The 24,669-nt window shown below is 54.9% G+C and carries 26 protein-coding genes; 12 read left to right on the top strand and 14 right to left on the bottom strand.

Translation table 11 applies throughout. The annotated features are described in order from the left end of the window. Positions 1-4: 4 nt before the first annotated feature. From VRC33_RS01010 to VRC33_RS00980, 7 genes are all read right to left on the bottom strand, one after another. Positions 5-1,045 (bottom strand): HipA domain-containing protein, encoded by a 1,041-nt coding sequence (locus VRC33_RS01010; protein WP_338576870.1) that lies wholly within the window; start codon positions 1,043-1,045, stop codon positions 5-7. After that, positions 1,042-1,356, bottom strand: coding sequence for a HipA N-terminal domain-containing protein (locus tag VRC33_RS01005; RefSeq protein WP_338559955.1), 315 nt, complete (start codon positions 1,354-1,356; stop codon positions 1,042-1,044). Before VRC33_RS01005 ends, VRC33_RS01010 begins: the two co-directional genes overlap by 4 nt. After that, the gene (locus tag VRC33_RS01000) at positions 1,341-1,664 is read right to left on the bottom strand and encodes a helix-turn-helix transcriptional regulator (RefSeq protein WP_338559954.1); all 324 of its coding nucleotides are present in this window, start codon (positions 1,662-1,664) and stop codon (positions 1,341-1,343) included. The genes VRC33_RS01005 and VRC33_RS01000 overlap by 16 nt, the downstream gene beginning before the upstream one ends. Before the next feature lie 170 nt (positions 1,665-1,834). Continuing rightward, positions 1,835-2,731: an alpha/beta hydrolase gene (locus VRC33_RS00995; RefSeq protein WP_338559953.1), complete on the bottom strand. Its 897-nt coding sequence runs from the start codon at positions 2,729-2,731 to the stop codon at positions 1,835-1,837. Positions 2,732-2,998: 267 nt separating this feature from the next. Then, positions 2,999-3,505, bottom strand: a complete 507-nt coding sequence (locus VRC33_RS00990; RefSeq protein WP_338559952.1) for a TIGR00645 family protein — start codon at positions 3,503-3,505, stop codon at positions 2,999-3,001. Between the two features lie 113 nt (positions 3,506-3,618). After that, a complete protein-coding gene (locus VRC33_RS00985) occupies positions 3,619-3,861 on the bottom strand; it encodes a hypothetical protein (RefSeq protein ID WP_338559951.1) in 243 nt (80 codons plus the stop codon). A gap of 48 nt (positions 3,862-3,909) precedes the next feature. Next, on the bottom strand, positions 3,910-4,242 hold the full coding sequence (locus tag VRC33_RS00980; RefSeq protein WP_338559948.1) for a helix-turn-helix domain-containing protein: 333 nt from the start codon (positions 4,240-4,242) through the stop codon (positions 3,910-3,912). A gap of 213 nt (positions 4,243-4,455) precedes the next feature. Here VRC33_RS00980 and VRC33_RS00975 point away from each other — a divergent pair, with 213 nt between their 5' ends. The 4 genes from VRC33_RS00975 to VRC33_RS00960 all read left to right on the top strand — a co-directional run bounded on the left by VRC33_RS00975 (position 4,456) and on the right by VRC33_RS00960 (position 8,379). Next, positions 4,456-4,827, top strand: coding sequence for a LysR family transcriptional regulator (locus VRC33_RS00975; RefSeq protein ID WP_338559946.1), 372 nt, complete (start codon positions 4,456-4,458; stop codon positions 4,825-4,827). Between the two features lie 11 nt (positions 4,828-4,838). Beyond that, positions 4,839-5,354: a LysR substrate-binding domain-containing protein gene (locus tag VRC33_RS00970; RefSeq protein WP_338559944.1), complete on the top strand. Its 516-nt coding sequence runs from the start codon at positions 4,839-4,841 to the stop codon at positions 5,352-5,354. 377 nt (positions 5,355-5,731) lie between these two features. Next, complete coding sequence (locus VRC33_RS00965; protein WP_338559943.1) at positions 5,732-7,099, top strand: MFS transporter; 1,368 nt, start codon at positions 5,732-5,734, stop codon at positions 7,097-7,099. Between the two features lie 146 nt (positions 7,100-7,245). Next, entirely contained in the window at positions 7,246-8,379 is a 1,134-nt protein-coding gene (locus VRC33_RS00960) for a GNAT family N-acetyltransferase (RefSeq protein ID WP_338559942.1), read from the top strand. 123 nt (positions 8,380-8,502) lie between these two features. Here the strand turns inward: VRC33_RS00960 and VRC33_RS00955 are convergent, their stop codons facing one another. Together VRC33_RS00955 and VRC33_RS00950 are read right to left on the bottom strand one after the other, a co-directional pair. Then, complete coding sequence (locus tag VRC33_RS00955; protein ID WP_338559941.1) at positions 8,503-10,335, bottom strand: ABC transporter ATP-binding protein; 1,833 nt, start codon at positions 10,333-10,335, stop codon at positions 8,503-8,505. A gap of 110 nt (positions 10,336-10,445) precedes the next feature. Next, positions 10,446-11,216 (bottom strand): DeoR/GlpR family DNA-binding transcription regulator, encoded by a 771-nt coding sequence (locus VRC33_RS00950; RefSeq protein WP_338576868.1) that lies wholly within the window; start codon positions 11,214-11,216, stop codon positions 10,446-10,448. Between the two features lie 190 nt (positions 11,217-11,406). On the opposite strand from VRC33_RS00950, the gene VRC33_RS00945 reads away from it, so the two are divergent. The 7 genes from VRC33_RS00945 to VRC33_RS00915 all read left to right on the top strand — a co-directional run bounded on the left by VRC33_RS00945 (position 11,407) and on the right by VRC33_RS00915 (position 17,983). After that, a complete protein-coding gene (locus VRC33_RS00945) occupies positions 11,407-12,432 on the top strand; it encodes an SIS domain-containing protein (protein ID WP_338559938.1) in 1,026 nt (341 codons plus the stop codon). Next, positions 12,429-13,367 (top strand): ROK family protein, encoded by a 939-nt coding sequence (locus tag VRC33_RS00940; protein WP_338559937.1) that lies wholly within the window; start codon positions 12,429-12,431, stop codon positions 13,365-13,367. Before VRC33_RS00945 ends, VRC33_RS00940 begins: the two co-directional genes overlap by 4 nt. A 47-nt stretch (positions 13,368-13,414) precedes the next feature. Further along, entirely contained in the window at positions 13,415-14,665 is a 1,251-nt protein-coding gene (locus VRC33_RS00935; protein WP_338559936.1) for an extracellular solute-binding protein, read from the top strand. Between the two features lie 9 nt (positions 14,666-14,674). Then, entirely contained in the window at positions 14,675-15,583 is a 909-nt protein-coding gene (locus VRC33_RS00930) for a sugar ABC transporter permease (RefSeq protein ID WP_338559933.1), read from the top strand. Next, positions 15,573-16,412 carry a carbohydrate ABC transporter permease gene (locus VRC33_RS00925; protein ID WP_338559932.1) on the top strand — a complete coding sequence of 280 codons (840 nt, stop codon included), beginning with the start codon at positions 15,573-15,575 and terminating at the stop codon, positions 16,410-16,412. The genes VRC33_RS00930 and VRC33_RS00925 overlap by 11 nt, the downstream gene beginning before the upstream one ends. A 32-nt stretch (positions 16,413-16,444) precedes the next feature. Beyond that, positions 16,445-17,524: a sn-glycerol-3-phosphate ABC transporter ATP-binding protein UgpC gene (gene ugpC / locus VRC33_RS00920; protein WP_338559931.1), complete on the top strand. Its 1,080-nt coding sequence runs from the start codon at positions 16,445-16,447 to the stop codon at positions 17,522-17,524. A gap of 237 nt (positions 17,525-17,761) precedes the next feature. Continuing rightward, positions 17,762-17,983 (top strand): YdgH/BhsA/McbA-like domain containing protein, encoded by a 222-nt coding sequence (locus VRC33_RS00915; protein ID WP_338559930.1) that lies wholly within the window; start codon positions 17,762-17,764, stop codon positions 17,981-17,983. Between the two features lie 117 nt (positions 17,984-18,100). On the opposite strand, the gene VRC33_RS00910 is transcribed toward VRC33_RS00915, so the two are convergent. Together VRC33_RS00910 and VRC33_RS00905 are read right to left on the bottom strand one after the other, a co-directional pair. Beyond that, the gene (locus VRC33_RS00910; protein ID WP_338564403.1) at positions 18,101-19,333 is read right to left on the bottom strand and encodes an MFS transporter; all 1,233 of its coding nucleotides are present in this window, start codon (positions 19,331-19,333) and stop codon (positions 18,101-18,103) included. Between the two features lie 427 nt (positions 19,334-19,760). Next, positions 19,761-20,666, bottom strand: a complete 906-nt coding sequence (locus VRC33_RS00905) for a GntR family transcriptional regulator (protein ID WP_338559929.1) — start codon at positions 20,664-20,666, stop codon at positions 19,761-19,763. Between the two features lie 134 nt (positions 20,667-20,800). Here VRC33_RS00905 and VRC33_RS00900 point away from each other — a divergent pair, with 134 nt between their 5' ends. Further along, on the top strand, positions 20,801-21,823 hold the full coding sequence (locus VRC33_RS00900) for a zinc-binding alcohol dehydrogenase family protein (RefSeq protein ID WP_338559928.1): 1,023 nt from the start codon (positions 20,801-20,803) through the stop codon (positions 21,821-21,823). An 87-nt stretch (positions 21,824-21,910) separates the two neighbouring features. Here VRC33_RS00900 and VRC33_RS00895 read toward each other — a convergent pair whose 3' ends face one another. The 3 genes from VRC33_RS00895 to VRC33_RS00885 form a co-directional block, all read right to left on the bottom strand. Further along, the gene (locus VRC33_RS00895) at positions 21,911-22,306 is read right to left on the bottom strand and encodes a polyketide cyclase (RefSeq protein WP_338559926.1); all 396 of its coding nucleotides are present in this window, start codon (positions 22,304-22,306) and stop codon (positions 21,911-21,913) included. A gap of 175 nt (positions 22,307-22,481) precedes the next feature. Beyond that, entirely contained in the window at positions 22,482-23,393 is a 912-nt protein-coding gene (locus VRC33_RS00890) for a LysR family transcriptional regulator (protein ID WP_338559924.1), read from the bottom strand. 2 nt (positions 23,394-23,395) lie between these two features. Continuing rightward, a complete protein-coding gene (locus tag VRC33_RS00885) occupies positions 23,396-24,487 on the bottom strand; it encodes a dipeptidase (protein WP_338559923.1) in 1,092 nt (363 codons plus the stop codon). Positions 24,488-24,669: the final 182 nt, after the last annotated feature.

Genomic DNA, 24,669 nt, shown 5'->3' with positions numbered 1-24,669 from the left:
GAACTTAAATCAGCGGTTCATCAATTATTTGCAATCTTTTAAGCCGCTGCTGATAACACTTCAGGGTTCTTTCAACGGCCTCTGCCTGCATAAATGAACTGTTATAAACCCCGACCACCAGCTCAGCTTCCTTCATCAGACTGGAAAGCAGGCTGATGACCAGTGCATGGCTTAGCCCCATGCTGAGGCCAAGCGCCAGGAAATCCATGCCAATATATTCACCGTAAGCCGTTTTGAATCCTTCAGCGAGTTCCCCTTCACCCTCTTCACGGATCAGCAAGGGCAGCGCCAGATAGCTCGCGTTGAAATAGTCCGGATAAGGCGCTACAGAGACAAAATCATAAACAGGCGCCAGCAGGGGCCGCCCGGCCACAGGCAGTAAAAGACCAAAGTTTCTGAGATGCATATCGTTATTGCCCAGCAGCCAGGCATAAGCAATACGACGAAACAGATCCATTTTAAAAGAGAGGTTGTCATTGACCTTCTCAATCAGAAACAGCGCCAGCCGCTCATAGCTAACATACTGCTTACCGTCATTGCGCGTTTTACCGTATTTCTCACCGATATCCATCGCTGCATCAAGCTGTTCCTGATGCAATGGTGCTCCTGTAGCTGGATGACGATCGAAACGCTTTATCACAAACGCAAACTCAGGTTGTTCACCGTTCTCTGCCAAATGAAACCTCAGCAGCCCGTGAGCCGGAACGGTAAAACCCAGCCTGCTCATCACCGTCATGGTGGCGTGCTCATTTTCCGCTAACTGTGGGAACTCAGGCGGGGAAGGTTTGAGGATAAACTCTCCCTGATGATCCACCACAGCAAACTGGTCATCTTTGAGCACCAGTTGCAGTTTTGGCTGATAGCCGGAAATACTCATCCCTTGCTGCTTTTTCGGCAGTTCATGAACAAATTGTTCGCGGGTGAAGGGCAGTTGAGGGGTGACTTTGGCGGAACCGGCCAGCTTTTTCAACCCGTTAGCCGAATAGCCCAACGCCAGCTCCTTTTGCCCTGAAAGCGGCGTCATCAGGATCCGACAGCGTTTCATCTCTTCCCCTCTGCGGTCAGTTGCACCGCACCCAACAAGTTTTCCCCATTTTGCAGTAACAGGCCAAACAGATCCTGCTCATCCAGTTTTTGCAGCCGACTATAACGCTTTTTTAACCATCCTTCGGGCGCCAGAGATGCAAAATAGGGATGAAGGACAGGTCGCCGGAAGGGCCCACCGTTGATCGGCAAGCTAAGAGATAAAGCGGGGCCTCTGTATCCCTGACAGTAATCGAATAAATACCCTTCATTATCCTGACTTAACTGCCCTATGCACTCGCCATAAAGCCAGACGTTCAGACAACGGCGCACAATGTCACCCCCAGTGTCTTAGCAACCTGATGAACAGTGGCAAACTTTACCTGGGCCGGATCATTAAACAGCCGTTTTAGTGTCGATAAGGAAACGCCCGTTTGCAGCTCCAGATGGCTTAACTCTATGCCCAGGGTTTTCCGTCGGGCGTTTAGCTGCTGCCCAAGCTGTGGAAATGAGTCAATCTGATATCGTATTAATGAAGAAGCTCCCCCAGATTCCTGTGCAACTTCCTTGTTCAAATCGTTAAGCAGTTGCTGAATAGCCTCTATTTTTTTAAGGGCTGAATCTGATGGGTTATAGCTCATATCTGGGCTTCCGATAAAAAATGACGATATATTGTCCAAATATAGGCTTCAGCTAAGCCAAAGTCCAGATACGAACATAAAATCGATCTTTTATTACAAATAAGCTTATTTATGAGCCTGACGCAGTTTTTATGACAACCTCAGTAAAAAACGCACCTTTTCAGTGCGTTTTACCGACGGGAATCCAGCCAGATTGCATAAGCTTCATCCCAGATGGCTGCTGGCGTGCCGGCTTTGCCGAGGCCAAAGCCATGGCCGCCACGGGTGATGTTGATCTGCTCTACCGGCACACCCATTCTGCGGCAGGTGTCGTGCATGATCACAGTATTGTGCGGATTGGAGATGGGATCGTCCTCGGCCTGAGCCAGAAACGTCGGCGGATATTTTCGGGTGACGAAGTTTTCCACGGACCATTCCGCTTCCTTCTTTGCTGAGGGATTTTTCCCCACCATCTGCAAATGCGTATTGGTATGGGTGTAAGGCGGCTCCAGGGTGATAACCGGGTAGATCAACCCCACGCTGTCAACCACCGGCACCACGCTATCCAGCGCATCCTGAGGCGCATAAGTCTCAAAATCAGGACGTGCGGCAGCCATGCCAAACAGATGCCCGCCCGCTGAGAAGCCCAGCAGATGCACTTTTCTTTCCATTGAACGCACCAGCCGGATAGCCCGCTGCGCATCCTGCAGGGGAGCAAGGCTGCCCGCATGCCACTTTTCACGGGGCAGGCGGTAGCTCAGCACATAGGCGGTATAGCCACGGGCATTCAGCCAGCGCGCGACGGGCCAGGCTTCCCCTCCCATACCAATCCAGCGATAGCCGCCACCTGCGGCAATCAGCACGGCCGATCCGTTAGGGTTTTCAGGCTGAAAGCGCTGGATTGCCGGGCTGACAATATTGGACCATGAGCCATTGGCAGAGACGTGAAGGTCTCCGCTGGGACCGCCTCCGCCCGGCGGTTCATCCTGCCAGAGAGGCATAATGTCTTCTCTGGCAAACAGTTTTCCGGTAGTCATGGCTAACAGTGTAGCGCCAGTTCCCAGTATCAACCGGCGACGACTAATCATCTGGCATTTCCGTCCTCAGTATTCACAATGAGCCACTTTTGCTGCCCCTGGTGAAATCATGCAATGAAAGTGCCAGAAGTTATTCAGTGAATAACGGCATCGGGTTGGGATTTCAGGGAGTTTTACGGCCACAAATTTTTCGAACCGGCGTGTGGTCAATTTTCTTCACCGCTTTTTATGCGATCTGGCCCTGCGGATGCAAGCAAAACTACCCGGAGTAAGGAAAAAAGAGTGACGGTGCCCGGATGGTCCGGGCAGCGGAGGGTATCAGTGACTGCTGGCTTTCTCTTTGCGGGAGAGGCTGTCGAGGTAGCCCATCACAAAAGCTGAAAGGACAAAGGTCAGATGAATAATGACGTACCACAGCAGCTTATTGTCAGGAATATTCCGCGCATCCATAAACACCCGCAGCAGGTGAATGGAGGAGATAGCGACAATGGAAGCCGCAACTTTGTTTTTCAGCGAGCCGGAATCCATCTTGCCCAGCCAGCTAAGTTTTTCTTTATGGTCGGCGATATCCAGTTTTGAGACGAAGTTTTCGTATCCGGAAAGCATCACCATCACCAGCAGTCCCCCTACCAGCGTCAGGTCGATCATCGACAGCAGGACCAGCACCAGATCGTTTTCCGCCATCGCCAGCACGTTTGGCAGCAGGTGAAAGACTTCCTGGAAGAATTTGATAGCCAGCGCCAGCAAGCCCAGCGACAGTCCGATGTAGATCGGTGCCAGTAACCAGCGCGAAGCATAAATAAGATTTTCAGCGAAACGTTCCATAGCATCCCGTAAACAATTCAACACGGGCGTCAGTATACCCGAGGAAATGTTAAATTTTGCATAGTCCGGCGCTGGCTGACCGGAATTTAAGGGATTTTACATCGGGAAAAGCTTTACTCTGCTTGAACGGAGTAGCTGACCGCGCCTACAGGACCCACTTCGCTAACCTGCCTCATCACCCGCTGAACCTGGCGATCGTAGCCAACCAGGCCCTGAGTGAGTTCGTTACCGGCAACAGCCACGGTCAGGCAGGCAGGAATGCAGTTTGCCTGGCCCGGGGTATGCAGGCCAGAGGAGGAGGCAAAGGCAGAGCCGCTCATCACCAGAGTGATAAGTATCAGGGAATATTTTTTCATGGTTATGTCTTCAGGTTCAGGGTAAGAGTATGGCCCGGCTACGCTGACTCAGTGAAATTCACGATGCTGGTTGCGATAGTCTCTTGGCGTCACGTTGAAATGCTTTTTAAATACGCGCTGGAAACACTGCTGGGAGGAGAACCCCAGGTCCATGGAAATCGTCATGATGGTTTTATGAGAACTGACCAGGCTTTTGGCGGCTTCATCCAACCGGCGACAGCGGATAAAGGTGCCTAAAGTCATGCCTTTTTTCTCTTTAAATGCCCGCTGAAGGTGCCATTTAGAGTAGCCAGACCGTGCTGCTACAGCCTCAATATTTAATCCATCGTCCAGATGTTCTTCAATCCAGTCGATGATGACCTCTACGATTTCGCCTTTCACTTGCTCTCTCCCCGACGGGCAGCCCTTCAGGACCGCCGCCACTTGCGCGATGAATTTATTATAAATTATTGTTTTTTTTGGTAAAAATGGTGATATGCAAAAAATTATGCAACATATCAAAATTTGATGGTGTGGATGGTATAAAGAAGTCTAAAATAGTTCAAATAGATAATTTAAATCTCCGTTTATAGATATCATCTATAGGACAAACTTATGATGGATCTTAATCTGGTTCGCGTCTTCACGGCGATCTACGAAACGCGCAGCGTCAGCGGCGCAGCCGAACGCCTGTTTATCACCCAGCCCTCCGTCAGCTATGCCTTATCCCGCCTGCGTAATGAGACCAGCGATGAGCTGTTTAAACGAAGCCGGGCCGGAATGGAACCTACTCCCACGGCCGTGCAGCTCTATAAGGTATTCAAAAAATCCCTGACCGGGATTGAGAAAGCCGTCGCCGATACCCGTAACTTTATCCCGGCAAGTTCAAGGCACAAGTTTCGCCTGGCCCTGACTGACCTGGGGCAGTTGCTGTTGCTGCCAAGACTGGTCGCCGCGCTGCGGGGGTGGCACCCGGCATCCAGTTAGAGGTCATCGCCGTGGACACCCTCAAACTCAATGACTGGCTGCTTACCGGCAAGATCGATGCGGCAATCTGCAACCGCAACGAGACCGTCTCCTCCGCACAGCGCGAGCTGATTCTGTATGAACGCTACGTCTGCCTGCTGAACGAGCATCATCCGCGCATTGGCGAAACGCTTTCGCTGGAAGCCTATATGCAGGAGCAGCATGTGCTCGTCGCCGCCACCAGCGGCCACCATATCGTGGAAGACCGGCTGAAAGAGTTTGGACTGGAACGGGATATCGCGCTGGAAGTGCCCCATTTTGCGGCATTGGGTGAGCTGATCGCTTCCAGCGAACTGCTGGTAACGCTGCCCTCCGCTGCCGCCAAAATCTACATCCGTCGTGGCAACGGTCGCCTGCTTGAATTGCCTTTTCAGGTGCCTAATCAGGAAGTGTTTGTTTATGCGCACACCGAGATTGGCGATATCACCGCCAAAACCTGGTTCTATAACTTCCTTAAGGAAGCCGGCCCGACCATGATGGATCCCTGACGCCCCGGCCAGGCTCCTGTGCTTCCGGTCACAAATGCCAGCAGTGGCACCCGGCGCCATAGAGAACTCCTGCACCATAATCTTCGACAGAGAGCACATTCCTGCAAAGCATTTTCCCGCGTGGGCGGTTTAGTTGCAGGAGTGTGAACCGCTTCAAGTCAGCTTGTGACTCTGGCTGAATTTGCCCCCTGTACACCGCCCCGATCTCAACAAAAGCACAATGACCAGCCTGCGAAGGCACTCCTATAGTTGAAACAACACCTGTTAGCAGCTGCTTTCCCCTCTCACCAGCCTGATCCCGCTGAGATCGGTTATTGCTAATGACTGAGCCATTTCATTCATTGTCCGCACATGAAGAATAAAAAAGGGTCATTACTATGACGGCAAAAAAAAGGTCGCATGTCCGCGTCTGGATATTGATGTTGATATTATTTCTGTCGGTGATTGCTTATGCCGATCGCTCTATTCTGTCGATCGCCGGCGGGGCAATAAAAGATGAATTTGGCCTTACGCCGGTTCAACTGGGTTTTGTGCTCTCCGCGTTCAGCTGGGCCTATGTGATTGGGCAAATCCCCGGCGGCTTATTTCTTGACCGCTTCGGCACCAAAAAAGTGTATGGCGTCACGCTGGTATTATGGTCGCTGTCGACGCTGGCGATGGGATTCATTGGCGAGTTTTCTCAGGGCGTCACCAGCGCATTAATTATTATGTTCAGCCTGCGTTTCTTACTGGGATTGATTGAGGCCCCCAGCTTCCCGGCCAACGCACGCGTGGCCATTATGTGGTTCCCCAAAGCTGAGCGCGGGCGCGCCTCTTCTTTATTTGCTTCATCACAATATTTTGCCGTAGGGATCTTCTCGCCTCTCTCTGGCTGGCTGGTGTCAGAATATGGCTGGCCCTGGCCGTTCTTTGTGCTGGGGGTGATTGGCATCGGCGCGTTCTTCGTCTGGCTCTGGTATATGAAAGAGCCCCGTTTGCACCCCGCTGTTTCCGCTGATGAACTGAACTATATAGTTGAAGGTGGCGGGTTGATTGATATTGATTCCGCTGCCGAGCGAAAAGATAAAAAACGGCTCTCGCGGGAAACTTTCCGCAAATTACTCACTAACCGAATGCTGTGGTGTGCCTATATTGGTCAGTACTGCACCATCGCACTTAGCTATTTCTTTATTACCTGGTTCCCGATTTATCTGGTTCAGGCCAGAGGGATGGATATTCTTCATGCTGGTTTTGCCACCGTAGCGCCAGCGCTGTTTGGCTTCCTGGGAGGGATCTCCGGCGGCGTGATTTCTGACTACCTGATCCGCACTGGCTGGTCAGTCTCCTGGGCGCGTAAAACGCCCTATATTGTCGGGATGCTGATGGCCGCCACGCTGATTGCCGCCGCCGGGGCCAACAGCAATTTCTGGGTGATCGCCATTATGTCCTTTGCCTTTTACGGTAAAGGCATTGCGGCCGGAGCAGGCACCTGGGCAATAATCAGCGACACCGCACCTAAAGAGGCGGTGGGGCTGGCTGGCGCCATCTTTAACTGCGTCGGCAATATCGCCGGGATCGTCACCCCTATTATCTTTGGCTACCTGGTGGCCCTGACCGGCAGCTACAGCGTCGGGCTGATTTTTGTGGGTGCCCATTGCGTGGTCGCTGCACTCTGCTTCCTGTTTATCATGGGTCCGATCGTCCGGGTCGGTGGCGATACGCCAGAGGATGAAGTCAAATATACGCTGACGGATGGCGTCCGCTAACCTCTGCGCTCCCGCACCGCACAGGCTTTAGCGGCCTGTGCGGTAACAGTATCAGACGTTGATCTTCACCACAAAAACCTTCACCTTAACACTTCGTGATCTGCCATGTACGGGGGCCGTAGTCGCCGTAAAAACGGAGTATCTCTATGTCTCTTACTCTCCTGACGACGTTGGCCGACTTTCCCGCCAGTCAGTGGGATGCCCTGACCCCGGACGACCAGCCGTTTATCAGCCATGCTTTTCTCAGCACGCTGGAAGAGAGCGGTTCGCTGGGTCAGGGAACCGGCTGGCAGCCTGAACACCTGCTCTGGCTTGAACAGGGCGAGGTACGGGCTGCGTTGCCTGGTTACCGTAAAACCCACTCCAGGGGAGAGTATGTCTTCGATCACGCCTGGGCAGAGGCGTGTCAGCGGGCGGGTCTGCCTTACTATCCCAAATGGCTGGCGGCGGTGCCGTTCAGCCCGGTCACCGGTGCGCGATTGCTGGGAGACCGGGATGCAGGTCAGCAGCTCCTTCAGGCCGTACCGGGCTTCCTCCAGCAACGCCAGTTGCACAGCGCGCACATTAACTTTGGCAATGCCCATACCCGCTCACTGCTCGCTGAAGAGGATCGCTGGCTCTCCCGTCTGGGCTGCCAGTATCACTGGCATAATCCCGGCTACCGCGATTTTCAGGATTTCCTCGATACGCTGATGTCGCGCAAGCGCAAGCAGATCCGCAAAGAACGCGAGCTGGTGGCCAGCCAGGGCTTTGAGTTTGCGTGGCTGACCGGAAGCCAGCTCAGCGAATCTCACTGGGACTTTGTCTACGCCTGCTACGCCAACACTTATGCCGTCCAGGGCCAGCGCCCTTACCTGACCAGAGACTTCTTCAGCCTGCTGGCGGAGAGAATGCCTCAGGCCATTCGGGTTGTGCTGGCCACGCAGCAGGGACTGGCCGTTGCGATGGCGTTCAGCCTGATGGATGGCACCACGCTGTATGGTCGCTACTGGGGCTGTCTGGAAGAGTTTAACCGTCTGCATTTTGAAACCTGTTTCTACCAGGGGATGGAGTATGCCATTGCTAACGGATTACAGCGCTTTGATGCTGGTGCTCAGGGTGAGCACAAGCTGATACGCGGGTTTGAGCCAGTGATCACGGAGTCCTGGCATTATCTGCGGCATCAGGGATTGCATGAAGCGGTGGAGGATTTCCTGATTCAGGAGCGGGCGGGCGTCCGGGCATGGGCAGAAGAAGCCAGAGAAGCCTTACCCTATCGCCGACAGGGCGAGGCGGGCTAAAACTCCCTGTAAAAGCCAATACCCGCCAGGATTGACCGCCATTTACCGTCACGGGCAATCCGTTCAGAAGCGATTCTCTCCTGCTGAAGAGAATCGCCCTGCTTCCTGAAGTGCCGTGCTGACTTACTCTTCGCCAACAAATCCACCGGTCTGGTGCGCCCAGAGCCGGGCATATAAACCGCCCTTCTCCAGCAGTTCGCGATGGCTGCCAATCTCCGCAATACGGCCTTTTTCCAGCACCACCAGCCGGTCCATTTTTGCGATGGTCGACAGACGGTGGGCAATGGCAATCACCGTTTTACCGCCCATCAGCGTCTCCAGGCTCTCCTGAATAGCTGCCTCCACTTCGGAATCCAGCGCGGAGGTCGCCTCATCCATTATCAGGATTGGCGCATCCTTCAGCAGCACCCGGGCAATGGCGATTCGCTGACGCTGTCCCCCGGAAAGCTTCACGCCCCGCTCACCTACGTGGGCATCCAGTCCGTAACGGCCCTGCGCATCAGAAAGCAGTGGGATAAACTCATCAGCTTTTGCCCGGTGGATCGCCTGTTGCAGCTCGGCTTCGGTTGCTTTGGGGCGACCATACAACAGGTTATCGCGGATGGAGCGGTGCAGCAGCGAGGTATCCTGAGTGATCATACCAATCTGCGCCCGCAGGCTTTCCTGGCCGATCTGCGAAATATCCTGCCCGTCGATCACAATCCTGCCGCCATCCAGGTCATACAGGCGCAGCAGCAGATTGACCAGCGTGGATTTCCCGGCACCTGAAGGCCCAATCAACCCGATTTTTTCACCGGGACGAATGGTCAGCTGCAGGTTATCGATCACCCGACGCTCTTTACCGTAATTAAAATCGACGTGGTCATAACGGATTTCACCGCTGTGCACCTTCAGGGCCGGCGCTTCAGGTTTATCTTTGACGCTGACCGGCTGCGTAATAGTTTGCAGGCCATCCTGCACCATGCCGATATTTTCGAAAATGCCGTTCACCACCCACATGATCCAGCCGGACATGTTAACAATGCGGATAACCAGGCCCGTAGCGAGCGCAATAGCCCCCACGCTAATCAGCGACTGCGTCCAGAGCCACAGCGCCAGACCGGTAGTGCCAACAATCAGCAGACCATTCAGCGTGGTGACCACCACATCCATATTGGTCACCATCCGGCCCTGCTGACGGGTTTTCTCCGTCTGGTCGCCAATCGCTTCGCGGGCGTAGGCCCGTTCCAGATCGCTGTGAGCAAACAGCTTCAGGGTGGTGATATTGGTGTAACCATCAACGATGGTTCCCATAAGTTTTGATCGGGCATCCGACGAGGCAACGGAGCGTGATTTCACCCGTGGCACAAAATAGCGCAGGCAGAGGATATACCCCACAATCCAGACCAGCAGCGGGATCATCAGTCGCCAGTCGGCCTCCGCAAAAAGGACCAGCGCAGTGATGGCATAAATCAGCACATGCCACAGGGCATCTACCGCCTGTACAGAAGAGTCACGCAGTGCGTTCCCGGTCTGCATGATGCGTTGCGCGATGCGACCGGCGAAATCGTTCTGGAAAAAATTGAGGCTCTGGCGCAGCACGTAGTTGTGATGCTGCCAGCGGATCATGCTGGTCATGCCGGGGTTGATAGTCTGGTGGACCAGCAGATCGTGCAGGCCGATAAAGAGGGGTCTGAGAACCAGGGCCACCACGGCCATCCAGATAAGCGCAGTGGCATGGTCACTGAAAAAAGTGGCAGCAGACGTGCTGTTAACCATATCGATAATGTTACTCAGATAGCGGAACAGCGCCACCTCAATCAGTGAGGCAATCAGGCCGACCACCAGCAGCATGGCGAAGCTTTGCCAGACCTGACGAAGATAATAGACGTAGAATGCCCAGATGCTGTCGGGCGGCGTGGCGCTGGGCGCCTCCTGGAAAATATCGATCAGTTTCTCAAAGCGGCGATACAGCATTACAGACTCACCTTTGCAGCTAAAAGAACTGATCTTAGTGCAATTTTGCCTGGCTCTGCGGCAGTTAGTGCGAATTCCTGCCGTGGGAAGGGGTAAAAAAACCGGTAGCGCTAGCCGTTTTCAGGCTTCACGACCACCAGGCGGGAACCATATTTTGACCGCTGCTTCAGGGTTGGCGACTCCTCAGTCACAATCAGGCTGATATCACTGAGCGGGCAGACATGTGCCAGCGTGCGGTACCCTATTTTGGAGCTGTCGGCCAGTACCACGGTTTTCTCCGCTGCTTTGATCATCGCCTGCTTCACCGGGATTTCCACCGTATTGATATTGGTGAGGCCGCTCTCCGGATGAACGCCTTCTGCCCCCATAAACGCCCAGTCGACGTGAAGACTGTTGATCTTCTCCACAGTTTCCTGCCCCACCAGGGTATAGACCTTGTCGAGCATCATCCCGCCCGCCACATGCACGGTGATGCCGGGATGGTTTCCAAGCGCTATGGCGGTGTAAATGTCGTTGGTCACCACGGTGAGATTCTTTTTCTCCCTGAGCGCCAGAGCCAGCGCATAGACGGAAGATCCGTTATCCAGAATCAGCGATTGCCCATCTTTTACCAGGCTGGCAGCGTAGTGAGCAATCGCGGTTTTAGCCTGCGCATTCATGGTCAGCCGCACGTTAAACGGAGTATCCAGAGCCTCAGCCGGTTCTCCCGGCAGCAGGCCACCGTGGGTGCGCATGATTTTGCCTGTTTTTTCCAGCAAAGAGAGGTCACGGCGGATGGTGGAACTGTCCACGCTAAAGATCTCCGAGAGCTCTCCGGCGTTCAGATAGCCCCGTTCTGCGATCATTTCTATTATCTGCGTTCTTCGCTGCGACGCCGTCATCCTTTACTTCCTCATCCTGTAAATGCACGTTTTGATGCATATACTGGCTCATAACGTGCAGTATGTCATCCCGCAGCGCTTTTTCAGCGGCTAATATAAGCAGTTCGTCTGGATAAGCGTATTGACTGCACGAATTCGTGCATATATGGTTAAACACGTTAGCAAAATTAACAAGTTTGAGAATAAAACCATGACCCCTACACGCTTCAGCGACTATGAAAAAGAGTTGGATCAGCAGGTTACCGCCCTGAACGACCAGCTCGATTATGCCCTGCCCGACGAGCTGAACTCTCTGGATCTTAGTCACTACGATCGCATCGTTTTATCAGGAATGGGATCTTCAGACTACGCATTGATCCCGATCGAACGTGAGCTGATCGCACAAGGTTATTCCGTCTGGCGGATCGATGCAGGGCGCCTGCTGGATATGCCGAACATCGTCACGTCAAAAACCTTACTCTGGATGACATCTCAGTCCGGGATGAGTGGCGAAGTGGTGGCCGCGCTCGGCAGGATACGGAGGCCAAAAACCTTAATTGGCCTTACCAATGATATCAACAGCGTGCTGGCGCAGAAGGCCGATATCGTTGTGGAGCTGAAGAGTGGAGAAGAGGCGACGGTCAGCGCCAAAAGCTATCTGAATACCTTAGTGGCCAGTTACCGCACGCTGTATGCGCTGACGGGCCAGGATGAGCAGCCGCTGCTGCAGGAAGTGCGTGGCATCCTGCCAAAAGTGGCAGAAATTATTCAGCAGCGCACGCCCGTGCGGAAAATTACCGATCGTCTGTTCCGCCATACCAATCCACGCGTGGCGATGGTAGGAATGGGGGCCGATGCCGCCACGGCGTTAACCGGCGCATTGATTATTAAAGAGGCCTCGAAAGTCAGTGCTGAAGGCTTTATCGGCGGCGAGTTCCGGCATGGTCCGATGGAAACGTCGGGAGCCGGTATGTTGACCGTACTCTTCGGCGACGGCAGCGACAGCACGCTGAAAACGCTGGCGGGCGATCTGCTGAATAACGGCACCGACGTGGTCACCGTGGGGCCGGCGGCCTACGCCAAGAGTCAGTGGCTTGAAGCTTCCGGAGAGATCCCCCTGACCCGTTTACTCTGCGCTATGCTCTGGGTTCAGCATCTCACCGTTACGCTTGCACGGGGTAATGGCATGGTGCCTGGTGAATTCCTCTACGGTAAAAAGATAACGGTAAAAATATGACATCACCCAGGCTTCCTCTCCGGGCCGGTATTGATATGGGCGGCACCGGCACCCGCATTGCAGTGCTGGATGGTGAGCAGGAAGTGGTGTCTGAGACGATCCCTACAGCCTGGTTCGCCACAGTGCCTGAGGCGCTGCGGGCCCAGGCGCTGGTTGACAGGCTCCACCAGTTGCTGCCGGCAGGCAACTCGCTGGCGAGTCTGGGGATCGGGGCCAGCGGTCCGGTAAATAATCAGACCGAAATGATTGAAAACAACGATACGCTGGCCTGCTTTTCCTTTTTCCCCCTGGTCGCGCAGCTCCGTGAAAAGCTGGCGATACCGGTAGCCATTGATAATGATGCCGTGGTGGCCGCCCTGGGTGAGTACCATCTGGGTGCCGGGCGCGGCAGCAAACGCATGATGATGGTCACGCTGGGCACCGGTATCGGCGTCGCCCTGTTAATGGATGGCGAGCCGCTGCGCAGTGCCGATGGCAGACATCCTGAAGCCGGCCATATCCCGATCGCTTCCGACCCGGTGAACTGCTACTGCGGGTTGCAGGGCTGCTGGGAGATGCTGGCCTCTCGCGGTTGGTTGCAGCAGGCGCTGGCCCGGCAGATCCCCGATCTTGCCTGGGACAGCCACACTCTGGGGGTGCTGAGTGAGATGAGCGCTGCCAGCCCGCGCGTGGCAGAGATTTTGTATCACTATGGTCAGAACGTGGGACGCGGTTTGAACACCCTGCTGACACTTTATGGCCCGGATATCACGGTTTTAAGCGGCAGTGCCGCCACGCTGCTCCCCCTTTATCAGTCAGGTCTGGATGCAGCACTTAATCGGGCAGAGGGCTATTCCCTGAACAGGCTGATTGTTCAGGCTGCTCTTGGCGATGCAGCGGGCGCGCTGGGTGCGGCACTACTGCCTGCCCTGCGGGAAACCCGTCATTCACACTAAATAAAACTGATTAATCGCTTCTCATGTACTGTCACCGGAGAGTTTGTATGAAGAGTCGATTTACCCCCCGTGTTACCGGCTGTTTACTCACCCTGCTGGCGCTTAGCGCCTCCGGAGTGACCTCGGCAAAAACCCAGATCAACGCCCTGTTTATGTCCCAGGCCGCCTATAGCGAAAGCGATGTGCGCGCCATGACCAGCGATTTCGAAAAAGCCAATCCCGACGTCAGCGTCAACCTCGAGTTTGTCCCCTATGAAGCTCTGCACGACAAAATCGTCGCGGCTCGTGGGGCGGGCAGTAATGGCTACGACGTGGTGTTATTTGACGATATGTGGCCGGCAGAATTCAGCAAATTCAACATGCTGAAAGATATCACCAGCAAAATTACCCCGGATGAAAAGGCTAAGGTCTTTGACGGCGCCTGGAGTACCGTCAGCTGGAATAACAAACAGTGGGGGATGCCGTGGATCCTCGACACCAAATATCTCTATTATAACAAAGCCATGCTGGCTAAGGCCGGGATCGCTGAACCGCCAAAAAACTGGCAGCAGGTGATGGAGCAGTCGCAGATCCTGAAAGAGAAAGGCATTGTGAAATACCCGCTGGTGTGGAGCTGGTCGCAGGCGGAAGCGCTGGTCTGTGATTACACCACGCTGGTTTCCGCCTTTGGCGGCCAGTTCACCCAGGACGGGAAGCTGAATTTCAGCGATGACGGTTCAGTGAAAGCGGTGAGCTACATGAAATCCACGCTGGATAAAGGCGTCACTAACCCCAACTCCCGCGAATACCTGGAAGAGGATGTGCGTAAAGTCTTCTCCAACGGGGATGCGGCTTTCGCCCTGAACTGGACCTACATGTACAACATGGCTAACGATCCTAAACAGAGCAAAGTAGCCGGTGAGGTCGGCATCATTCCTGCCCCTTCTGAAAAACCGGGTGCCGTGGCCGCCATGAACGGATCGATGGGCCTGGGCATCACCCAGACCAGCAGCCATCCCGATCAGGCCTGGAACTATATCCACTATCTGACTTCTCAGCCGGTGCAGAACAAATATGCCCGCCTGAGCCTGCCAATCTGGAAATCTTCTTATGACGATCCGGCGGTGCAGAAAGGCCAGGAACCGCTGATTGCGGCGGCGAAACCTGCGCTTGATGTGATGCTGATGCGTCCGATCACCGCCGACTATTCCCGACTGTCCAACACGCTGCAACAGCAACTGCAACAGATCCTGCAGGGCCAGCAGACGCCGGAAGCGGGTATGCAGGCCGTGACCAAAAGCGCACAGCGTCTGCATTAAGGAGCAGCGATGCTGAGTTTGCCACAGCGTGAAAAACGACAGGCATGGGTGCTTCTGGCACCCATGCTGATTGTGATGGGCCTGCTGACGGCCTGGCCCCTGTTAAGAACCCTCTGGCTGAGCTTTACCGACGCCGCGCTGATTGGCAACGGTGGCGAAGTGAATTATGTGGGCATTGAGAACTATCTTTATGCCCTGACCGATCCCGATTTCCTCTCCTCTCTCTGGCGAACACTTTATTTCACCGTGGTATCCGTTGCGCTGGAGGGGATTATTGGCGTGCTGGTGGCCCTGCTGCTGAACCAGAAATTTTATGGCCGCAGTTTTCTGAGGGTATTGGTGATCCTGCCCTGGGCACTGCCCACTATTGTTAACGCCATGATGTGGCGGCTGAATTTCAATCCTGATTACGGCAGCATCAACGCCCTGCTGACGCAGTTGGGCATCATTGATGGCTACCGCAGCTGGCTGGGATCGCCGGACTCTGCGCTGAATGCCGTGATGCTGGCCGACGTGTGGAAAAACTACCCGCTGGTGACTCTACTGACGCTCGCCGCCATGCAGTCAATTCCGGAGGATCTGTATGAGGCGGCAAGGCTGGATGGCGCTTCCGCTTTCCGCCGCTTCCAGGCCATTACCTTCCCGGCTATCGTCGGCCCGCTGAGCGTGGCGCTGATCCTGCGCACCATCGATGCTTTTAAAATCTTCGACATCATCTATGTGATGACGCGCGGCGGCCCGGTCGACAGTACCAAAACCCTGAGTTTTTTCGTTTACCAGGAGTCCTTCAGTTATCTGCGAGCGGGCAGCGGTGCGGCTTACGCCATTCTGATGACCCTGATGTGCAGCGTGTTGATAGCGCTTTATCTGGCCATGCTTTATCGCCAGCGGCGCAGGAGTTTCATCAATGAAGCCTAAACTACGGGTCGTCTTTCGTTATCTGGCTGCGCTGCTGGTTGCCGCCAGCATCCTCGGGCCGATGCTGTGGCTGTTCCTGATGAGCGTCAGTTCCAACAGCGATTTGACGCGTATTCCGCTGAGCTGGCTGCCACGCCAGTGGGACTTCAGCCGGTATGCCGCGCTGATTTCGCTGGAGGCTGGTCAGCCGGGCGCTCTGTTTCTTCATGCGCTGGGCAACAGCATCCTGGTAGCCTGTGGTGCCACGCTGATCTCCCTCGTGTTAGCCATTCCGGCGGCCTTCAGCTTCTCCCGTTATTCAGGCCGCGAAGGCTGGTTGTTCGGCAGCCTGGCAATTTATATGGTGCCGCCGGTGGCATTTGTGCTCCCGCTCTATTTCGTGCTGCAACAGCTCAGCCTGCTGAATACCCACCTTGGCCTGATACTGGTCTACTGCTCGCTGATCCTGCCGTTCCTGACCTGGATGCTGAAAAATCAGTTTGATGCCCTGCCACGCGATATTGAACAGGCCGCCCGGCTGGATGGCCTGCGTTTCTGGCAGGTGCTGCTGCGGATTACCCTGCCGCTGGCAAAGCCCGTGCTGGGGGCTTCGGCGCTGTTCGGCTGGCTGCTGGCCTGGGATGAGTTCTTTTATGCCTTGCTGTTTACCAGCACTATCAGCGCCCAGACGCTGCCGGTGACCATTGCCGGCTTTACCGCAGGTCGTGCCACCGATGATGGCCTGATAGCGGCAGTGGGTATTCTGGCTTCCGTTCCACCCTTGTTTATTGCCATCTGGCTGCAAAAAAGCCTGGTCAGCGGGCTCGCCAGCGGCGGCAGTAAAGGCTAGCCGTTTTACCACTTTTTGGGGATCGCTGAATTATGGCTCGTGTTGAACTGGTCAAGGTGACCAAGCGTTACGGTAAGCAAACGGTACTCCATCCACTGGATTTGACCATTCCCGATGGCAATTTCACCGTTCTGGTCGGCCCTTCCGGCTGTGGGAAATCCACCCTGCTGCGCCTGCTGGCCGGGCTGGACAGCCTGACGGAAGGATCGATCCTGCTTGATAATAAACCGATCAACGATCTGGATCCGGCGGATCGCGACATCGCCATGGTGTTTCAGAGTTATGCGCTCTATCCCCATCTTACGGTGGCAGAAAACCTCGGCTTCCATATGAAGGTGAAACGGGTTAAACACGATGAGCAGGCAAGCAAGATCGCCCGTGTGGCGGAGATCCTCGGCATCAGTAAGCTACTGAATCGTTTTCCCCGGGCGCTTTCCGGCGGGCAGCGTCAGCGTGTGGCGATGGGCCGGGCGATGGTTCGCAATCCGCAGGTTTTCCTGTTTGATGAACCCCTCTCCAATCTGGATGCCCAGCTGCGTATGGAGCTGCGGGCTGAAATCAAAGCGCTGCATCAGCGGTTCAAAACAACGATGGTCTATGTCACGCACGACCAGGTTGAGGCGATGACGCTGGCCGATCGGATTGTGGTCATGCGTGAGGGCGTTATCGTTCAGCAGGGTAAACCGCTGGAGATTTACGACCGTCCGGTGAATACCTTTGTGGCACGCTTTATCGGTTCCCCGCCGATGAATCTGCTGGCAGGGCAACTGGAAACCCGTGACGGTTTGCCGGGTGTGCTCTGTAACGGGTTATGGTTTGCGCTGCCCACCCGCTGGCATGAAGCCGCCGCACGCCAGGCGGAGAAGCCGGTGTTGGTTGGCCTTCGCGCGCAGGACTTTATTCAGGTTTCCACTTCGGATCAGCCTGCGGCCATTGTCAGGCTGATTGAAGTTACCGGGGAGTCAAGCTTGCTGCACCTTGACTGGCAGGGCTTCCCCCTGCACGTACAGTTCACCGGCCGGGTTGATGTGGCATCAGGCGATCCCGTTAAGCTGGGAATTAATCCCGAAAAAATCCACCTGTTTGATGCTGCCAGCGGGGAAAGAGTATAAATTTTCCCGCTTTACCACGCTCGATATGGCAGACATAAACCAAAAGCTCCTGAGGGAGCTTTTTTATTATATTTATAATCAGCGTGTTATCTGAGGATTGCTTGTGGAGAACTGAACCCCTGCTGAAAGTGTGATTAAGATCGCACTTATTGTTAATATGCTAATAGTTAGTAGGGTTATTATTACACCCATCGAAGACACACAGTCTTCACCTGCAAACCAAGAAGGAATTTAACCATGAAAACCATTAAAACTCTGTCTGTCGCCGCTGTTGCTGCTCTTTCACTGGTCTCTTTCGGTAGCTTTGCTGCCCAGTCCATTTCAGCACAGGGCTCGACTCTGGATAGCGCTGAAGCGAATATCGCTGCTCAGGCTAAAGCCTCAGGCGCTGATTCTTACAAAATCACCAGTGCCCGTGCGGATAACGGCGTGTATATGACCGCCGAAATCTACAAATAACAGATGGTGCATAAGGAAGTGCCAGAAGAGGCTGCCCACGGGCAGCCTTTTTTGTGTCTGCAGAAAGGGATATTTAAGCCGGGAGGGCCAGTTTTCACCGCCCTCCGGTAAGGCGACTTACTCTTCTACCGCATCAACGATCGGGTCACGAACGATAAACAGGTAGGAGAGCGCACCGAGTACGGTGACACAGGCACACAGGGTCAGCGCCATGCTGAATGAACCTGTTTTATCCAGAATAAACCCGGTCAGCACCGGTGCGAAGGAGGCGAAAACAAAGCTCGCGAAATTCTGAATGCTGCCTACAGAAGCCGTCATACGTGAGGTCACGTTCACATGGATCAGACCCCAGCACGAGGTGCCGGCAAAGTGAATACAGAACAGCGCCATGCCGATCAGCACCACGGCCATTGAGGTGGTTGTCGCCTGCACGACCACGGCAGTAAAGGCCGCCGAGAACAGCATACCGGCAACGATACAGATTTTACGCGTTTTCACCGGCTGCATTCCACGACGCACCAGCGCATCCACTACATAGCCATTCAGCAACATACCCGCTGCACCGAACAGGAACGGGATCGCCGTCAGCCAGCCGGTGGCCTTCAAATCCAGATGGTAAGTGGTTTGCAGATAACCAGGCAGCCAGGCCAGATAGAGCCACGCCGTGTAGTTGATGCCGCTGAAGCCAATCATCATTCCCCACATGGTGCGGTTGCGGAACAGGCCACGCCACTCCTTCATTGTCATCGGCTCTTTACGTGCGCTGACGCTGCCCGCTTCCAGGTAGTTAATTTCCTCTTTGGTCAGCGTTTTATTGTCGCGGTTGCGATACAGCATGTACCAGCCTCCCGCAAGGAAGATACCCAGTACGCCGATAGTGACGAACATCGCACGCCAGCCCATGGTCAGCATCATCGCGGCCAGAATCGGCGGGCTGATCGCCAGACCAATCATCGAAGCGGCGTTGAAGAAGCCCATTGGCATGCCGCGCTCTTTGATGTTGAACCAGTCATTGATCACCTTCACACCGCAGGGGTTCATTGGCGCTTCACCTATGCCTAACCCAATACGCACCAGAATAAACTGCGTGAAGCTTTGCACCATGCCGGAGAGTGCCTGGAAGCAGGACCAGACAAACATGCCAATCCCTAACATGATGCGCGGGCCTTTACGGTCCAGCAGCGTGCCGCAGGGCAGCTGCGCTATGCCGTAGGCCAGAGAAAATGCCGAGAGCAACAGGCCAATTTCGGTGGCGCTCAGGCCCATATCGCCACGAATGGTCATGTTGGCGACCGAGAGCGAACTGCGGTCGAGGTAGTTGATAATGGCTGCAAGGAACAGCAGAATCATCGCGGTGGTTTGCACGCGTTTAATGCGGGCAGAGCGAACCAGCTTGCCATGCGCCGGGACGATATCTACGGTCTCTTTGCCGCTGCCGATATCGCGGCCAGTGCCAGTCACAATCGGGCTGTTATCCATGAAGCATTCCCCAGTGTCAGGTTTTCTGTTAATCCGCTATGGGCGGTGAAAATGTCCTGCTCAGAGTAAATGCGGTGTTAATTTCACGTAGTAACCATGTTGTTGTTCCGTGCTACAGATTGGGGTTTGCAGGTTTTTATTGGTTTTTTATTAGCGCCTCCCCCGACAAAGCGCGATCCTTGTCACGCTAAAAAACCCGGACCTGGGAAAATATCAGGCAATGGCTCACGAGACTTCCGACTGAGGATATTTTTGCAGCAAATGAATTTCGCTTCACCACAAGCATATTCGTAAGGTATCAGTCACTGTATTGCTTTATGGAGCGAATCATTGATTCTTTTGCGGTGGCGAGATGGCGGTGCAGTTCGCAGCTGGCTTCCACATCATTGCGACTGATAATAGCCGTCAGGATCGCCATATGTTCCTCAAGAGCGACAATATTTCGCTGCTTAAGATCGCTTTCATCCCACTGATAATGCGAATGGAAAATCACCGAAATAATTTCCAGCGACTGATCGATAAACGGATTGTCGGCCGCGGAAAGGATCAGCTGGTGCATTTCGCGGTCAAGCTGCGCGAACATCCGGTAGCTGCTGGCAATGGTATCGCGCATTTCACGGTGACGGTTCAGCAGGTCACGCGCTTTGATCCAGCGCTCATCTCCAGCAGGCAAGTTAAGAAACCGGTTCAGTGCATGAGTCTCCAGCATCTCTCTCAGCTCAAACAGTTTTTCAGCATAGCGGCGATCGAATTTCTTCATCAGCCAGTGCCCCCGCCGAACGCTTTCTATCAGGTTGTAGCGGCTGAAGCGCAGCAGAAACTCGCGCACTACCACCGGGCTGACCCCCACCAGCTGAGCCAGTTGCAACTCCGAAAAGCTTTCACCTGCACACAGCGTTTTCTGGTTAATCATCTGGAAAAAGGCCTGTTCAAACTGCCGCGCCTGCTCATCAAGAGAGGTAGTGACCGCATCAAAACCGTCCTCCTCGCTGGGATAACGCACGATCAGATACTGATCCTGCACCTTATCAAGCACTCCCCGTTCGTGCAGGTGTGCCAGCGTATGGCGAACGGTAGTCCGGCTGACGTTAAACATCTCCGCCAGCGCTGCCTGGGGAGGAAGTGGCGATCGAATGTGCTTGTTGCTGATGCCTTCCAGCATCTGATTGACCACATTGTGGCGAAGATTTTGCGTGCGACTCATGGCTTCTCCTGATTTTTATTCATTAAAAACCAATTCAGGACCGCGAAAGGCGCGTTCAGTCACAAATCCGCCGACGCATCCTGCGCAGCGTGCCGGTTTTATTCCATAACTCAGGCCAGACAAAGGAGAAACCCATGACCACGATGACGACGCTGGTATGCCAGCAGCCGAAAGAGATGTTTTATCAGCAGCGCCCTAAGCCTCAGCCAGCCGTGGGTGAAGCCCTGTTGAAAATTGTGACCGCCGGAATTTGCGGCACGGATATCCACGCCTGGGCAGGCAATCAGCCCTTTTTCAGCTACCCTCGCGTGCTGGGTCATGAACTGTGCGGAGAGGTTGTTGCTCTGGGTGCTGGCGCTCACCGCTTCCGGATTGGCCAGAAAGTCTCGGTGATCCCTTACCTCTCCTGCGGCAGCTGTGCGGCTTGTGAAAGCGGCAAAACCAACTGCTGTGAAAAGATTTCGGTGATTGGTGTCCATCAGGATGGTGGGTTTTGTGATTACCTCAGCGTGCCGGAAAGCAATCTGTTGGATGTCAGCGGCGTGGATTCGGAAGCCGCTGCGCTGATTGAACCCTTCGCTATCAGCGCTCACGCCGTCCGTCGTGCCAACGTTCAGCCTGATGAAAGCGTGCTGGTCGTGGGCGCAGGCCCGATTGGCCTGGGCGTGGCCGCCATCGCTAACGCCGCTGGTGCCCGCGTGGTAGTGGCAGACACCAGCCCGTTCCGCCGTGCGCATGTTGAACAGAACCTGGCGCTTCCTGCACTGGATGCCGCTGCCGGTGATTTTGAACAGCAGCTTCGCGCGCAATTCTCCGGACGGTTGCCAGGTAAAGTGATCGATGCCACCGGCAATCCGGCAGCGATGAACAATACCGTGTCGCTTATCGCTCATGGCGGCAGCATCGTATTTGTCGGCCTGCACAAAGGCGACATCCAGATCCCGGATATCGACTTTCACAAGAAAGAGACCACGTTGATGGGCAGCCGTAACGCCACCCAGGAAGATTTTGAGAAAGTGGCGCAGTTAATGGCTGCAGGCAAAATCAGTGCAGAAATGATGCTGAATCAGCGGTTTGAGTTTTCTGCGCTGGCTGACGTGTTTGAATCTCAGGTGATCAACAACCGGGAGTTGATCAAAGGCGTGATTCATTTCTGATCCCCCAACTGAATCAGGATGCTGAGATCAGGGTTAAACCAACTGTCGCCTCAGCCCTGATTTTCATTAAATTCCGGCGATGACTGGCTAGCTGGTTAACAGCGCGTGCAGCGCCTTTAAATCCCGCCTCACCCAGGCCACATCTTCAGCGTATTTCTCATCTGACATCAGCGGCTGGCGGAACACGGTGATAAACACCTCTGCGCCTTCCTGATTGGCCACTACACGCATCGGCACATAGACTTCTTTGCCAAAACCGGTGTCCACGTAGTGATCCATCACCCCATAGGGGTTATGGCCGGTGAAACGGATTTTTACCACGCCTTCCGGGCCACTGGCTTTCCAGTGGGTGCTTTCCTGTACCAGGCTCGACTGACTGAGCCCCGATGCCCATTTAGGAAAAAACTCCGGTTTCCAGATCGTTTCGTACAGGTCCAGCCAGTTACGCGGGATGGTTTGACTGATAATTTGCGATGACAGCACAGGCTCTCCTGAACTCTTTTTAGCGATACAGGATTTAACCATCCGTCCGGGGGGATGAAAAGTTTGCGCCCTCTAATCTGCAACGCAGATAACGAAACGGCGTAAAAGATCGTTTTGGCATTCAGGCCGCAGCCAGAGCAGAGGGCGGCCCGCAAACCGGCCTGATAAACTTTACTCAGGGGCCTGGGTCGATCAGAACCCCGCACTGGCGGGCCAGCTCCCAGAGTTTAGTGCGGATAACCTGCTTCAGTTGCAGCGTTGACTGTGACTGTGGCCGATCCCGGCGGCTGATGAGCATCACCTCAAACGGCAGCGGCTGAGCTATAGGTACAACCTTCAGCTGCCCGGCATAACGCCTGCCGGTGAACAGATCGACAATGCCCACGCCACCGCCCGCCAGTACCATATCGGCAATCACTGAATAAGTTTTGATATACAACGAGTTGGCGGGCTGCAGCGCTTTATCACGCAGCGCCCGGTGCAGGACATGCCCCAGCGGATCTTCTTTCTGCATCATCAGCAGATTGTTCTGGCACAGCCACTCCAGCGTCACGGTAGCCGGTGCCTGTGCATCGGCTGGCAGCAGAGCCACCATCATCGAGTGAAAAAGGGGTTCAGCCACCAGCTCACCGGGGACCTGCTGGCCGAAGACCAGCGCGAAGTCCAGCCGATCCTCCAGTAAATTCTGGCACAGCGTGCTGAAGTGTTCCGTCACCAGATCGACATTCACAAAGCCATTCTGCCGACGATATTCCACCATCGCAGGCGCCAGAATCATCTGCCCGAAAGCATGGGCAGCCCCCACTCTCACCGTTTGTCCTTCGCCGCGTCGCAGTTGATCGGACAGAGTGCCAATCGCCTTCAGACGACCATAAAGCTCCCGGATCTCCGGGATCAGCCGCTGCGCTTCCAGCGTCGGGATCATTCCCTGGCTGCGGCGCTCAAACAGCGGAAACCCCAACTGCTGCTCGGCATGGCCCAACACCCGGCTGACGTTGGGCTGCGAGACGTTAAGCTGCCGGGCCGCCGCGCTGATGCTGCCGGTGTCGACGATGGCCTGAAAAACCTCAATATGACGCAGACGCATGGCTACTCACCCCAGGTGGCTTCCAGCACGCGGATCCAGTTGCCGTAGCAGATTTTTTCCAGCAGCGGCTGGCCATAGCCTCGCTCGCGCAGCGCACTGACCAGCAGCGGTAAACCGGCCACGTCTTTCATATCCGGCGGCAGCGTGGTGCCGTCGAAATCCGATCCAAAGCCGACGTTATCTTCCCCGACTTTCTCCAGCAGATAATCCACATGCCGCACGATCTCCAGCACCGTGGCATCGTCCGCTTTTTTGCCGTCACCGCGCAGGAAGCTGGTGCCGAAGTTCACGCCCACAAAACCCCGGGTTTCTCCAATAGCGGCCAGTTGGCGATCGGTCAGGTTGCGTGACTGCGGACACAAAGCGTGAGCATTGGAATGGCTGGCGACCAGCGGCGCATTGCTGATTTCTGCCGTCTGCCAGAACCCTTTTTCATCCATATGCGAGAGGTCGACCATGATGCGTTTCGCATTGCAGGCCCGCACCAGACGCAGCCCGGCGGCGGTCAGTCCGTTGCCAATATCCGGTGAGGAGGGGAAGCGAAACGGGACGCCATCGCCAAAAATATTAGGTCGGCTCCATAGCGGCCCCAGCGTGCGCAGCCCGGCGGCATAAAGGACGTCCAGAAGCTCCAGATCGGCATCCAGCGCCTCTGCCCCTTCGATGTGCATCACCATGGCCACTGCACCGTCCCGCATACACTGACGGATATCTGCTGCCGTGCGGCAAATGCGAGCCGCCCCCGCGGACTGCTGCTCAATGCGCAGTAATGTGGCAATCATCGACAGGGTAATTTCCAGCGCCTCTTCCCGGCACGGCGTTGGCTCAAACTCTTGAAAATCAGGAGCTGAGCGATCTTTCCTGACAGATGGCGCGTTTCTTGCAGCAGATCCAGTTGAAGGTACATAAGCCGCGAACAGCCCGCCAGCAAAACCTCCCTGACGAATCCTTGGCAGGTCCATCTGGCCCGCCGCTGGCCCGTTGAGAAAAGCCGAAGCGGGATCGTCCTGATGGGAGAGCCACAGGCGCATAAGGAGATCGTTATGACCGTCAAAGACGGGAACGGTGACGGCATCAGAACGCAGTGCTGGCATGGGATATTTCGCTCTCAAAGTGTGGGAGGACCGGTGCTTCATGCTGACGCAGGATGCACCACCAAAGGGCAGCCTGTTTCGCGCAGCAAAAAAAGGGCTTCTGCTTTCAGTACTACCTGACAACTCAGGTTGCTGTCAAGGCTTAATAAGCAATAAAAGCATTTATTATTCTTAAATTTCAA

Origin of the sequence: Erwinia sp. E_sp_B01_1 (assembly GCF_036865545.1) — a bacterium.
GTDB lineage: Bacteria > Pseudomonadota > Gammaproteobacteria > Enterobacterales > Enterobacteriaceae > Erwinia.
The sequence above is the reverse complement of the archived record's forward strand: the minus strand, read 5'-3'. Positions and strand labels throughout refer to the sequence as shown.